The following is a 13,163-nucleotide window of genomic DNA, read 5'->3' as shown; positions in this document are numbered from 1 at the left end:
TGCAGGTCGTGTTTCACGCTCGTTACACGGGTGCCCCGAGCGTAAACATCAGGTTTCGCGGCGCCGGGAACCGGCCTCGCAACCGCTCAGGAGTGGGTCAGAGCGACCAGGCGCGAGATGGCGCGCAGGTACTTCTTGCGGTACCCGCCGGCGAGCATGTCGTCGGTGAAGACGCGGTCGAGCGCCGTGCCGGTGGCCCGCACCGGTATCTGCGCGTCGTAGGCGCGGTCGACGAAGGCGACGAAGCGCAGCGCCGCCGACTGGTCGTCGAAGGCGGCCACATCGCGCAGGCCGATGAGCGAGATGCCGTCGAGCAGGCGCAGGTAGCGCGACGGGTGCACGGTGGCCAGATGGCGGATCAGGTCGCCGAAGCCGTCGTCGGATGCCGTGCCGGCGGCCGCCTGCAGCGCCGCGGGGTACTCGGCATCCGCCAGCACCACCGCGTGCCCGTCGACCGAACGCTGCCGGTAGTCGGTGCCGTCGATGCGCAGCGTCTGGAAGTTGGCGGACATCGCGTGGATCTCGCGCAGGAAGTCCTGCGCGGCGAAGCGTCCCTCGCCGAGCGCGCCGGGCGGCGTGTTGGAGGTGGCCGCCAGCCGCGTGCCGGTGGGCACCAGTTCGCCCAGCAGCCGCGTCATGACCATCGTGTCGCCGGGATCGTCGAGCTCGAACTCGTCGATGCACAGCAGGTCGGCGCCGCGGAACAGCTCCACGGTCTTCTGGTAGCCCAGCGCCCCCACCAGCGCGGTGTACTCGATGAACGAGCCGAAGTACTTCCGGCGGGCCGGCATCGCGTGATAGACGGATGCCAGCAGGTGGGTCTTGCCGACGCCGAAGCCGCCGTCGAGGTAGACGCCGGGCTTGAGCTCGGGCCCCTTCTTCGCGCGCCGGAACAGGCCGCCGCGTGCGGCGGGCGCTCCCCCGGCGGCGAACACCTGCAGCAGCTCCTTGGCCTCGGCCTGCGAGGGGAAGTGCGCGTCGGCGCGGTAGGTCTCGAACGTGGCGTCGTCGAACTGCGGCGGCGGCACGATGGCGGCGACCATCTCGTCGCCGGAGACCTGAGGGGTGCGCTCACTCAGATGCACGGCGGAGCCGGGGGCGGAAGTCACCCGTCAACCCTAGAGGGCACGCTGCCGAAGTCGTGGCGGTCGAGCCAGTCCGAGATCGCGGCCGTCCAGCGGTCCTGGTCGTAGTTCCAGAGCTTGGTGTGCCGCGCCACGTCGAACACGTGCATCTCGACCAGGTCGGGGCGCGCCAGCAGCAGCTCGTGGGACGCGTCGGAGGGGACGAACCCGTCGTCGTCGCTGTGCAGCAGCAGGATCGGATGCCGCAGCTCCTGCGCCCGGGCGACGACGTCGAGCCGGTCGAACGGGATCGGCGCGCCGGCACCGGTGACGTGACTGGCCCAGTCGGCGCCGAGGGCGCCGATGGCCATGCCTGCCACCGGCTGCGGCAGGCGGTTCAGGCGCGCCTGGAAGGCGAGCACCGTGCGCCAGTCGACGACCGGCGATTCGAGCACGACCCCCGCGATGAGGTCGCGGTGCGCCGACTGCAGCGCCAGCTGCAGCGCGATCGCGCCGCCCATCGACCAGCCCATCAGCAGCACGCGCTTCGCGCCGCGGCGGCGGGCGACCCCGATGGCGGCGTCGACGTCGCGCCACTCGGTGGCCCCGAGCGCATAGGTGCCCGACCGGCTGCGCGGCGCCTGGCCGTCGTTGCGGTACGACACGACGAGCGAGCTGATGCCGCGGGCGTGGAAGACGGGCACGGCGCGCAGGCACTCGGCGCGCGTGGTGCCGCGCCCGTGGATCTGGATGACCCAGGTGTCGCTGTCGCCCTCGGCGGGGAACACCCACGCCGGGCAGGGGCCCACCGGCGCCCCGACCAGCTCAGCGCGGAACGGCAGATGCAGCTGCTCGGGGTGGTCGTAGTACCAGCCGCTGAAAGCCGCGTCGGGTGCGAGCCGCGCGTCGGCGGCGACGTGGGTGAGGAGCTTGCGGGTCACCGTGTTCTCGTCGGAGGAGAGCACCGAGCCGAGCTTGATGTACTCGGCGGTGCCGGCGGTGAACAGGCCGTAGCGCCCGGGCAGCTCGGTGTCGGGGGTGCGGCCGAGCGTGATCGTCTGCGCCGTGACGTCGACCCCGACGATCTTGGTGTCGGCGCGACGGGCGGCCGGCAGCACGACACGGCGGGCCATCCGCACCGAGACCAGCGCCATCGCCGAGGTGAGGGCCAGCAGGGCCGATGCGAGAGCCAGCAGGGCCGCGCGCAGCGCCCGGTAGGAGGCCGGGGTGGCGCCGTTCGGATCGGCGCGCCTGGATCCGTTCATCGTGCCCCCACTCTAGTCTGTCGACGTGGACGAACACCGCTCGGCGTCGACCTTCCCCGCCGTGGTCGACGGGTTGCGCGCGCTGTCGTTCCGCGCCGACCTGGTGGTGCGTGAGATCCCCGCCCCCGGGTCGCTGGCCCCCGACGCCGTCGCCTTCGCGGCCGACGTGCGCCCCGACGAAGAGGGAGCCGACTCCGCCTACGGGGCCGGACGCTTCATCCTGCTGCACGACATCGACGAGCCCGACGCCTGGGGCGGCCCCTGGCGCATCGTCTGCTTCGCGCAGGCGCCGCTCGAGCCGGAGATCGGCACCGACCCGCTGCTGGCCGACGTCGCCTGGTCGTGGCTGGTCGATGCGCTCCACGCCCGCGGGGCACGGTTCCACTCCGCATCCGGAACGGCGACCAAGACCCTCTCGAAGGGATTCGGCTCCCTCGCAGACGAAGGCGACGGCGCCCAGATAGAGTTGCGAGCGTCGTGGTCGCCCGAAGGCGACCTCGCCGCACACCTGGACGCCTGGGCAGAGCTGGTGTGCATGCTGGCGGGTCTGCCGCCCGGGTCGGAAGGTATCGCCGTGTTCGGATCGTCGAGGTCATCACGTGGCTGAATTCGTCGTCATCGACGATCTCGCCGGATTGATCGACGCCGCCGCGGTGCTCGCGGCCGGAGAGGGCCCGGTTGCGGTCGATGTGGAGCGCGCCTCCGGCTTCCGCTACTCGCAGCGCGCCTATCTCATCCAGGTCTACCGCCGCGGAGCCGGCGTGTTCCTGTTCGATCCGCCCGCGATCGGCGACTTCACCGCGCTGCAGGAGGCCATCGGCGACGAGGAGTGGGTGCTGCACGCCGCCAGCCAAGATCTGCCGTCGCTGCGCGAAGAGGGCCTGGAGCCGCCGGTGATCTTCGACACCGAGCTGGCCGCGCGCCTGCTCGGCCACGAGAAGGTCGGCCTCGGCGCGGTCGTCGAGGACACCATCGGCATCACCCTCGCCAAAGCCCACTCCGCCTCGGACTGGTCGACGCGCCCGCTGCCGCAGCCGTGGCTGGAGTACGCCGCGCTCGACGTGCTGCACCTGGTCGACGTGCGCGACGTGCTGGTGGCCGAGCTCGCCGAGTCCGACAAGACCGACGTCGCCCGCCAGGAGTTCGAAGCGGTGCGCACCCGCCCGCTGAAGCCGCCGCGCGAAGAGCCGTGGCGCCGCCTGAGCGGACTGCACACCGTGCGCGGCCGCCGCGCCCTCGCCGTGGCCCGCGCCCTGTGGACGTCGCGCGAGGAGTACGCGCAAGAGGTCGACGTCTCCCCCGGCCGGCTCGTGCCCGATCGCGCCCTCGTGGCCGCCGTGCTCGCCGATCCCGCCACCAAGCAGGACCTCGCCCGCGTGAAGGAGTTCACCGGCCGCGCCAGCCGCAGCCAGCTCGACCGCTGGTGGGCCGCGATCGAGGCGGGACGGGCCGATCCCGCCCTGCCCGTGGAGCGCACCCCGGGCGACGGCATGCCGCCGCCACGCGCCTGGGCGGACCGCAACCCCGCCGCCGACGCGCGCCTGAAGGCCGCGCGCCCGAAGGTGGAGCAGCTGGCCCTCGACCTGCGGATGCCCACCGAGAACCTGCTCACCCCCGATACGCTGCGCCGTGTGGCGTGGACCCCGCCGGAGGCTGTCGACGCGGCATCCATCGGTTCGGCCCTCGAGGCGCACGGCGCCCGGCCGTGGCAGGTCGAGCGCACCGCACACGTGATCTCGGATGCCTTTGTCGGTTCCCTGCAGGAGCCGGCCGACACGCCCGAATCGGCGTCGTAGACTCGAGCCAACCGATTTCGCGGGACTCAGTCTCACCTTAGGCTGGACTAGATCCCAAATCTCTGGAGGCAGTGTGGCCGAGCTCTCGGACGTCTACTTCGTCGACGGCGTACGTACCCCTTTCGGGCGTGCCGGCGAGAAGGGCATGTATTGGAACACCCGCTCCGATGACCTGGCGGTGAAGGCCACCATCGGTCTGATGGAGCGCAACGCGAACGTCCCCGCCGATCGCGTCGACGACGTCGCGATCGCCGCGACGAGCCAGACCGGCGAACAGGGTCTCACCCTGGGACGCTCGGTCGCGATCCTCGCCGGTCTTCCGCAGACCGTGCCCGGCTTCGCGATCGACCGGATGTGCGCCGGCGCGATGACCAGCGTCACCACGATGGCGGGCGCCATCGGCGTCGGGATGTACGACGTCGCCCTCGCCGGCGGTGTCGAGCACATGGGCCACTACCCCATCGGCGGCAACGCCGACCCCAACCCCCGCTTCGTCGCCGAGCGCATGGTCGACCCGGGCGCGCTGAACATGGGCGTGACCGCCGAGCGCATCTTCGACCGGTTCCCGCACCTCACCAAAGAGCGCTCCGACCGGTTCGGGATGCTGAGCCAGCACAAGGCGCAGGCCGCCTACGACGCCGGCAGGTTCCAGCCCGACCTGGTGCCGGTGGCCGTCAAGGACGCCGAGGGCGCCTGGGGCCTCGCGACGGTCGACGAGGGTCGCCGTCCGCAGACGACGATGGCCGACCTCGCCGCGCTGAAGACCCCGTTCCGTCCCCACGGACGGGTCACCGCCGGCACCTCGTCGCCGCTCACCGACGGCGCGACCATGTCGCTGCTGGCCGGCGGCGGCGCCGTGAAGGAGCTGGGCCTGGCCCCCAAGATGCGCCTGGTGTCGTTCGCCTTCGCCGGCGTGCAGCCGGAGATCATGGGCATCGGCCCGATCCCCTCCACCGAGAAGGCCCTGCGCAAGGCGGGGCTGTCGATCTCCGATATCGGTCTGTTCGAGCTCAACGAGGCCTTCGCCATCCAGGTGATCTCGCTGCTCGACCACTTCGGCATCGCCGACGACGACCCCCGCGTCAACCAGTGGGGCGGCGCGATCGCCCTCGGGCACCCGCTGGCCGCATCGGGCGTGCGTCTGATGATCCAGCTCGCCGCGCAGTTCGCCGAGCGCCCCGACGTGCGCTACGGCCTCACCGCGATGTGCGTCGGGCTCGGCCAGGGCGGCTCGGTCATCTGGGAGAACCCCCACTACAACGGCAAGAAGAAGTGAGGCTGACCCCGATGACGAACTACGACCAGATCGACTTCACTCCCCTGCTGGCCCTGTCCGACACCGAGGTGGTGACCCAGTCGCCGGTGCGCGACATCACCCTCGCCAGCGGCAAGGTGCTCGCCCTCATCACCCTCGACAACGGCCGCGACCACACGCGTCCGAACACGCTGGGCCCCGCCACCCTCACGGCGCTCGGCGCCACGCTCGACGGCCTCGCCGCCCGGGCGGCGTCGGGTGAGATCGACGCCGTCGGCATCACCGGCAAGCAGTACATCCTTGCCGCCGGCGCCGACCTCAGCGAGGTCAGCAACGTCGGCTCGCGCGACAACGCCAAGCTGATCGCGCAGCTCGGCCACCACGTGCTCGGCAAGCTGTCCGAGCTGGGTGTGCCCTCGTTCGCGTTCGTCAACGGCCTCGCCCTGGGCGGCGGCCTCGAGATCGCGCTCAACTCCACCTATCGCACCGTCGACGCCTCGGCCGCGGCGATCGCGCTGCCCGAGGTGTTCCTCGGCATCATCCCCGGCTGGGGCGGCGCCTACCTGCTGCCGAACCTCATCGGCATCGAGAACGCCCTCGAGGTCGTCGTCTCGAACCCGCTCAAGCAGAACCGGGTGCTCAAGCCCGCGCAGGCCTACGAGCTCGGGATCATGGACGCGATCTTCCCCGCGGCGAGCTACCTCGAAGACTCGCTGCGGTGGGCCGACCGCGTGCTCACCGGCGACCACAAGGTGGTGCGCAAGAACGAGCCGGGCAAGATCGAACGCCTCACCAAGTGGCCCATCGCCATCAAGGTGGCCCGCGGCATGCTCGAGTCGAAGATCGGCACGGTCCCCCGCTCCCCCTACGTCGCGCTCGACCTGCTCGACAAGGCCAAGGGCGGCACGAAGGCCGAGGGCTTCGCCCGCGAAGACGAGGCACTGGCCGACCTCGTGACCGGTGACCAGTTCGCGGCGTCCATGTACGCGTTCGACCTCGTGCAGAAGCGGGCCAAGCGCCCGGTGGGCGCCCCCGACAAAGCGCTGGCCAAGAAGGTCGCGAAGGTCGGCATCATCGGTGCGGGCCTCATGGCGAGCCAGTTCGCGCTGCTGTTCGTGCGCAAGCTGCAGGTTCCGGTGCTCATCACCGACCTCGACCAGGCCCGCGTCGACAAGGGCGTCGCCTACATCCACGACGAGATCGGCAAGCTGGAGGCCAAGGGCCGGTTGGATGCCGACGCCGCCAACCGCCTGCGCGCGCTGGTGACCGGCACCACCGACAAGAGCCTCTACGCCGACTGCGACTTCGTCATCGAGGCCGTGTTCGAGGAGGTCGGGGTCAAGCAGGCCGTCTTCGCCGAGATCGAGCAGATCATCGCCGAGGATGCGGTGCTGGCCACCAACACCTCGTCGCTGTCGGTCGAGGAGATCGGTGCGAAGCTCGCCCACCCCGAGCGGCTCGTCGGCTTCCACTTCTTCAACCCGGTGGCGGTGATGCCGCTCATCGAGATCGTGAAGACCCCGGCGACCGGCGAGGCCGCGCTGTCGACCGCGTTCGTGGTCGCCAAGGGACTGGGCAAGAACGCGGTGCTCACCGCCGATGCCCCCGGCTTCGTCGTGAACCGGCTGCTGGCGAAGGTCATGGGCGAAGCGGCGCGCGCCGTGTACGAGGGCACCCCGGTGGCCGACGTCGAGAAGGCGTTCGGTCCGATCGGGCTGCCGATGGGCCCGTTCCAGCTGATCGACCTGGTGGGCTGGAAGGTCGCCGCCCACGTGCAGGACACGATGGTGCGCGCCTTCCCCGACCGGTTCTACGCGAACGAGAACTTCCACGCGCTGGCAGAGCTCGATGCGGTCGTCGAGAAGGACAAGGGCGGCCGGGTCACCGGCTTCACCAAGGCCGCCGAGAAGGTGCTCAAGGGCCACGTCGGGCAGACCCCGGCCTCCGCCGAGACGATCCTGCGCCGCGTGCAGGACGGCCTCGCCCAGGAGATCCGCCTCATGCTCGACGAAGGCGTCGTCCCCGAGGTCGAGGACATCGACCTGTGCCTCATCCTCGGCGCCGGCTGGCCGTTCATCGACGGCGGCGCCACGCCGTACCTCGACCGCGAGGGCGCGTCGGAGCGGGTGTTCGAAGGCACGTTCCACACTCCGCAGATCCGCGGCGTCGTCGGCTGAGACACGGGCTGACACCGCGGCCGCCCTCGAGCGCCCGGCCCTCCGAGCGGGGCTCCGGACCACGGTCCGGGGCCCCGCTCGGGCGTGGAGGCGACCGGCTGCCCGCCGGGGCGGGAACTCTGGGTGAACAGATCGCGCACGAGGGCCGTTGTGCACTGCGCGCTGCCGACGACCCGGCATCCTGAGGGCATGAGCGGGGCTCTCACGCGGAGGCGGACCGGATGATCGAGTCGATCACGTCGCTGTTCGGGACCGGCAACATGAACGCGCTGATCAAGACCGGCGGCGCGGTGCTCACCGTGCTGCTGGTGGTGCCGGCGCTGTTCAAGATCCTCATCGTCACCATCGACGAGGGCGAGGCGGCGATCCGCACACGCAACGGCAAGCCGATCATCCGCCGCCGCAGCCGCCCGGGGCGCGGTGAGGCCGGTGAGGTGCTCGTGCTGCGACCGGGCTCGCACCCGGTCTTCCCGATCCTCGCGTGGTACCGCCGCGTCGATGCGCGCGTGCGCTCGACCGACCTTCCCCCGCGCCAGCTCACCGGCGCCGCCGGGCATCAGCACCTGGTGCACGCGTCGTTCGACTGGCGACCGATCGTGACCGGCCACGATCTGCGGGTGTTCGAGCTCGACGTGGTCAACGTGAAGGAGCGGGTCGGCAACATCGTCGGGGCGACGCTGCGCGACCTCGTGCGCACCCAGGGCGGCACCGCACTGCCCGGCAACCTCGACCTGTCGGCCGCGGTCGTCGACGCCTGCGCCGCACAGGTGCGGGCGGCGTGCGGCATCGAACTGCTGTCGGTGGTCGTCACCGGCGACGCCCTCACCGACGGCTACCTGCTCGCCGAGGCCATCAGCGGCCGCACCGCGGGCGCCGAGGCGATGAGCGCCCTGCCGGCGGAGTGGGGCGCCGCGGTCTCGCTCGTGCGCAGCGCCTGAGCACGCCGCACCGGCCGGCGCCGCTCCCCCGCGGTCAGCGCGGCTGCGCCGCCCGCACGCGCAGGTCGCGCGCGAGGCCGTCGCGCTGCTCGATCACGATGCGGCGCAGCGCCCCGGGTGCGTCGGCATGCGCCGACAGCCAGGCGTCGGCGGCCTCGGTGGAGGCGGCGGCGGGGAACAGTCCCCGCACCAGACGCCGCGCGATCTCGATGCTGCGCCGGCGCCACACCTCGTCGATGCGCGCGAAGTAGTCGTCGTCGAATGCGGCGATGAGATCACGACGACCGCCCGAACGGATGCCGGTGATGACGGCATCCAGTTCGTCGTTGGACAGCGCGTGGTCCTCCCACGCCGCAGTCCACGCGGCGGCGCGCACGGCGGCATCGGGTCGGGCGGCCAGCACGGCACGGTGGCCGAGGCGTCCTTTCGCGGTGTCGTCGCGGGCGAGTTCGGCGTCGGCGTCAGCCGCATCGGCGTGCCCGGTGGTGGCCAGCGCCAGCAGCCAGCTCCACCGCAGCTCGGGGTCGAGGGGCAGGCCGGCAGGCGCCGGCTGCCCGCCCCGCAGGATCGCGCGGATCTCGGGCGCACGCGCCGCCGAGACGGTGGCCGCGGCGCCGACGGCGCGCGCCCAGGCCAGCTGGGCGTCGCTGCCGGGGGCGGCGCGGTGGAGGGCGCTCCAGGCGGTGTCGAGCCAGGCGTCGGCGGCGGCCGTGCGCGCGTCGGGCGCCGCGTAGTGGGCCAGGGCGTAGCCGGTGTGGGCGAGCGCGTCGGCGAGCAGCCCGACGTTGGGCTCCGCGGCGGCATGGGCCCCGATGATCTGGAGATAGCGGGTGACCGGGAGGTCGCCGTCGCGCACCGCGTTCCACAGGGCGGCGTGGATCACCGCGCGCGTCAGCGCGTCGTCGAGGGTCGACAGGCCCTGGGCGACGGCATCCAGCGACCGGTCGTCGAGGCGCACCTTCGCGTAGGTGCGGTCGTCGTCGTTGGGGACGATCAGCGCCGGCGCGCCGGCGCCCGGGACGTCCGCGTCTGCGACAGGGGTGCGGGCTGCGGCGATGTCGACCTCGATGCTGTCGCGCCGCGACAGCGCGCCCCGGTCGAGGTCGTAGCATCCGATGCGGAAGCGGTGCGGACGGGGGTCGGTCTGCACGACGGCCAGGCCGTCGCCGGTGCGCTCGACGGCGATCTGCGACATGCCGGTGGTCTGCAGCCACGCCGCGCTCCACGCCGACAGGTCGCGACCCGAGGCGTGCTCGAGCGCCGTGAGCAGGTCGGCGAGGGTCGTGTTGCCGTAGGCGTGGTCGGCGAAGTACCGGCGTGCACCGGCGAAGAACTCGTCGTCGCCGACGAAGGCGACCAGCTGCCGCAGCACGGCGGCGCCCTTGGCATAGGTGATGCCGTCGAAGTTGAGCTTCGCGGCTTCGAGGTCGGGGATGTCGGCGACGATGGGGTGGGTCGTGGGCAGCTGATCCTGCTCGTACGCCCACGCCTTCCGGCGGCTGGCGAAGGTCACCCAGGCGTCGGGGTAGAGGCCGGTGGCCACCGAGGCGTGGGCGCCCATGTAGTCGGCGAACGACTCCTTGAGCCACAGGTCGTCCCACCAGCGCATCGTGACGAGGTCACCGAACCACATGTGCGCCATCTCGTGCAGGATCGTGTTGGCCCGTCCCTCGCGCTGGGCGGCGGTGGCCGCACCACGGAACACATAGGCCTCGGTGAAGGTCACCAGGCCGGGGTTCTCCATCGCCCCCAGGTTGTACTCGGGCACGAAGATCTGGTCGTACTTGCCCCACGGATAGACCGACCCGAAGGCCTCGCCGAAGAAGCCGAGGCCCCGGCGGGTGATGTCGAGGATCTCGTCGGCGTCGAGGTGCGGCGCGAGTGACGCGCGGCAGAGCACGCCCAGCGCGACCGTCCCCTCGGGCCCTTCCCACGCGCCGTCGACCCGGTGATAGGGGCCGGCGGCGACGGCGGTGATGTAGCTCGGCAGCGGCAGCGTGGGCGCGAACACGGTGCGGATGCCGCCGTCGACGGGCTCCTGCGAGAGCGCCGCGCCGTTGGAGAGCACCGTCCACGCGGCGGGTGCCAACACCCGCATCGACCACCGCGCCTTCAGGTCGGGCTGCTCGAACACCGGGTACACGCGGCGCGCGTCGGCCGGCTCGTACTGCGTGTAGAGGTACACCTCGCCGTCGACCGGGTCGCGGAAGCGGTGCAGTCCCTCGCCCGAGCGGCTGTACACGCCGCGCGCCCGCACGGTGACGGTGGTGCGGGCGGTCAGTCCGCTCACCCGGATGCGGGCGCCGTCCCAGTCCACCGGGTGCGCCTCGCCGTTGACGAGCACCTCGTCGACGGCCGCGCCGAGGAAGTCGATCCAGGTGGTGTCGGCATCGGCCGCGAAGGTCAGGGTGGAGGTGGTGGGGAAGGTGTCCTGTCCCGCATCGCCGGCGCCGCGCAGATCGAGGTCGACCTCGACCGTCTCGAGTCGGATGTGCCGGGCACGGTCGGCGGTCTCGTCACGGCGCAGGTCGGCGGAGCTCATCCCTCCATGCTGGCACGTCACCCGCCGTGACCCCGCCGCCGCACGTGAGAGCCGCCTCAGCGCGGGCGGTGCTCCTCAGAGGCATCCGGCAGCGCCCACACGCCCTCGGCGTCGGCGGACGGCCGGGCGACGGGGATGCGGGTGCCGAGCACCTGGGCGACCACGTCGTGGGCGATCTTGGCGGGGGTGAGCCCGGCGTCGGCGAGGATCTGCTCGCGCGAGGCGTGGTCGATGAACTCGTCGGGCACACCCAGCTCGTCCACCGCGGTGTCGACGCCGGCCTCGCGCAGCACCTGGCGCACGCGGGTGCCGATGCCGCCGACGCGGATGCCGTCTTCGATGGTGATCACGAGACGGTGACGCGCGGCGAGGTCGACGACCGACGGCTGCACGGGCACGACCCAGCGCGGGTCGATCACGGTGGCGCCGATGCCCTGCGCCGCGAGGCGCTCGGCCACGGCGATGGCGGTGTGGGCCATGGGGCCGATGGCCACGATGAGCACGTCCTCGCCGCCGCTGCGGGTCAGCACGTCCACACCGTCGGGCAGGCGCTCGACGGCGTGGAGGTCGGCGGCCACCGCGCCCTTCGGGAAGCGCACGACCGTGGGACCGTCCTCGACGGCGATGGCCTCGGCGAACTCCTCGCGCAGCCGCTCCGCGTCACGCGGTGCGGCGATGCGGATGCCGGGGACGAGCTGGAGCATCGCGAGATCCCAGACGCCGTGGTGGCTCGGGCCGTCGGGGCCGGTGACCCCGGCACGGTCGAGCACGAAGGTGACGCCGGCGCGGTGCAGGGCGACGTCCATCGTCACCTGGTCGAACGCGCGGTTCATGAAGGTCGCGTAGATGGCGACGACGGGGTGCAGGCCGCCGAAGGCGAGGCCGGCGGCGGATGCCACGGCGTGCTGCTCGGCGATGCCGACATCGAACACGCGGTCGGGGAAGCGCTGCGCGAACGGCTGCAGCCCGGTGGGTCGCAGCATCGCCGCGGTGATCGCCACGATGTCGTCGCGCTCGTCGCCCGCGGCCACCAGCGACTCGGCGAACACGTCGGTCCACGCGACGGCATCGGCAGCGCCCAGCGGTTCGCCCGTGGTGGGGTCGATCTTGCCGACGGCGTGGAACTGGTCGGCCTCGTCGTTGCGGGCGGGCTCGTAGCCGCGGCCCTTCTCGGTGATCGTGTGCACGATCACCGGGGCACCGTAGGACTTCGCCAGCTCGAGCGTCTCGATGAGGGTCGGCAGGTCGTGCCCGTCGACGGGACCGAGGTATTTGATGTCGAGGTTGGAATAGAGCGCCTCGTTGTTGACGAAGCGCGACAGGAACCCGTGGGTGCCGCCGCGGACGCCGCGGTAGAGCGCCCGGCCGGGAGGGCCCAGGCGCCGGAAGAACGAGTCGGAGCCGCGGCGCAGGTTCTCGTAGCCGTCGGTGGTGCGCACGCGGTTGAGGTAGCGCGCCATGCCGCCGATGGTGGGCGCGTAGGAGCGGCCGTTGTCGTTGACGATGATGACCAGGTTGCGGTCGTTGTCGTCGGAGATGTTGTTGAGCGCCTCCCACGTCATTCCGCCGGTGAGCGAGCCGTCGCCGACGACGGCCACGACGTGGCGGTCGGCACGGCCGGTGCGCGCCAGGGCGCGCGAGATGCCGTCGGCCCAGCTCAGCGAGCTGGACGCGTGCGAGGACTCCACGACGTCGTGCTCGCTCTCGGAGCGCTGCGGGTAGCCGGCGAGGCCGCCGCGGGAGCGCAGCTGCGAGAAGTCCTGACGGCCGGTGAGGAGCTTGTGCACGTAGGACTGGTGACCGGTGTCGAAGACGAACGGGTCGGCCGGCGAGTCGAACACCCGGTGCATCGCGATCGTCAGTTCGACCACGCCGAGGTTCGGGCCGAGATGCCCGCCGGTGCGGGCGACGTTCTCGATGAGGAAGTCGCGCACCTCCTGCGCGAGCTGCTGCAGTTCGGCGGCAGACAGCGCGTCCAGGTCGCGCGGACCCGAGATCGACGACAGCAGTGACATCCGACACCTTTCGAACCACGAAGACGACCCAGTCTAGCCACGCACCTCACGTACGCCCCGGAAGCGGGAAGGCCCCGGTTCCGACACGGGAACCGGGGCCTGGCCTCTCGC

General features: G+C 71.9%; 9 protein-coding genes. 5 read left to right on the top strand and 4 right to left on the bottom strand.

Features of this window, described 5'->3' with window-relative positions; genetic code table 11:
• Positions 1 to 86: 86 nt before the first annotated feature.
• Together zapE and N3K63_RS07265 are read right to left on the bottom strand one after the other, a co-directional pair.
• Positions 87 to 1,109: a cell division protein ZapE gene (zapE, locus tag N3K63_RS07270; RefSeq protein WP_261579497.1), complete on the bottom strand. Its 1,023-nt coding sequence runs from the start codon at positions 1,107 to 1,109 to the stop codon at positions 87 to 89.
• Positions 1,106 to 2,329, bottom strand: coding sequence for an alpha/beta hydrolase family protein (locus tag N3K63_RS07265; protein WP_261579496.1), 1,224 nt, complete (start codon positions 2,327 to 2,329; stop codon positions 1,106 to 1,108). The genes zapE and N3K63_RS07265 overlap by 4 nt, the downstream gene beginning before the upstream one ends.
• A 25-nt stretch (positions 2,330 to 2,354) precedes the next feature.
• Between N3K63_RS07265 and N3K63_RS07260 the strand changes: the two genes are divergently transcribed.
• The 5 genes from N3K63_RS07260 (at position 2,355) to N3K63_RS07240 (ending at position 8,495) form a co-directional block, all read left to right on the top strand.
• Positions 2,355 to 2,936 (top strand): DUF3000 domain-containing protein, encoded by a 582-nt coding sequence (locus N3K63_RS07260; protein ID WP_261579495.1) that lies wholly within the window; start codon positions 2,355 to 2,357, stop codon positions 2,934 to 2,936.
• Entirely contained in the window at positions 2,929 to 4,125 is a 1,197-nt protein-coding gene (locus tag N3K63_RS07255; RefSeq protein WP_261579494.1) for an HRDC domain-containing protein, read from the top strand. The genes N3K63_RS07260 and N3K63_RS07255 overlap by 8 nt, the downstream gene beginning before the upstream one ends.
• A gap of 73 nt (positions 4,126 to 4,198) precedes the next feature.
• Positions 4,199 to 5,401 (top strand): thiolase family protein, encoded by a 1,203-nt coding sequence (locus N3K63_RS07250; protein WP_261579493.1) that lies wholly within the window; start codon positions 4,199 to 4,201, stop codon positions 5,399 to 5,401.
• A gap of 11 nt (positions 5,402 to 5,412) precedes the next feature.
• A complete protein-coding gene (locus N3K63_RS07245) occupies positions 5,413 to 7,557 on the top strand; it encodes a 3-hydroxyacyl-CoA dehydrogenase NAD-binding domain-containing protein (protein WP_261579492.1) in 2,145 nt (714 codons plus the stop codon).
• 221 nt (positions 7,558 to 7,778) lie between these two features.
• Positions 7,779 to 8,495 (top strand): SPFH domain-containing protein, encoded by a 717-nt coding sequence (locus N3K63_RS07240; protein WP_261579491.1) that lies wholly within the window; start codon positions 7,779 to 7,781, stop codon positions 8,493 to 8,495.
• 34 nt (positions 8,496 to 8,529) lie between these two features.
• Here N3K63_RS07240 and pepN read toward each other — a convergent pair whose 3' ends face one another.
• Complete coding sequence (gene pepN / locus N3K63_RS07235) at positions 8,530 to 11,037, bottom strand: aminopeptidase N (RefSeq protein WP_261579490.1); 2,508 nt, start codon at positions 11,035 to 11,037, stop codon at positions 8,530 to 8,532.
• 56 nt (positions 11,038 to 11,093) lie between these two features.
• Positions 11,094 to 13,052, bottom strand: a complete 1,959-nt coding sequence (dxs, locus tag N3K63_RS07230; RefSeq protein ID WP_261579489.1) for a 1-deoxy-D-xylulose-5-phosphate synthase — start codon at positions 13,050 to 13,052, stop codon at positions 11,094 to 11,096.
• Positions 13,053 to 13,163: the final 111 nt, after the last annotated feature.

The sequence above is a fragment of the Microbacterium festucae genome, from assembly GCF_025421715.1.
Lineage (GTDB): Bacteria > Actinomycetota > Actinomycetes > Actinomycetales > Microbacteriaceae > Microbacterium > Microbacterium festucae.
This window is presented reverse-complemented; position numbering and strand designations above follow the sequence as displayed.

What these genes read in the sequence shown, in the direction of transcription:
- N3K63_RS07265 (WP_261579496.1), bottom strand. Translation starts at nt 2,329, where the DNA reads ATGAACGGATCCAGGCGCGCCGATCCGAACGGCGCCACCCCGGCCTCC.
- N3K63_RS07245 (WP_261579492.1), top strand. Translation starts at nt 5,413, where the DNA reads ATGACGAACTACGACCAGATCGACTTCACTCCCCTGCTGGCCCTGTCC.
- N3K63_RS07240 (WP_261579491.1), top strand. Translation starts at nt 7,779, where the DNA reads ATGATCGAGTCGATCACGTCGCTGTTCGGGACCGGCAACATGAACGCG.
- pepN (WP_261579490.1), bottom strand. Translation starts at nt 11,037, where the DNA reads ATGAGCTCCGCCGACCTGCGCCGTGACGAGACCGCCGACCGTGCCCGG.
- dxs (WP_261579489.1), bottom strand. Translation starts at nt 13,052, where the DNA reads ATGTCACTGCTGTCGTCGATCTCGGGTCCGCGCGACCTGGACGCGCTG.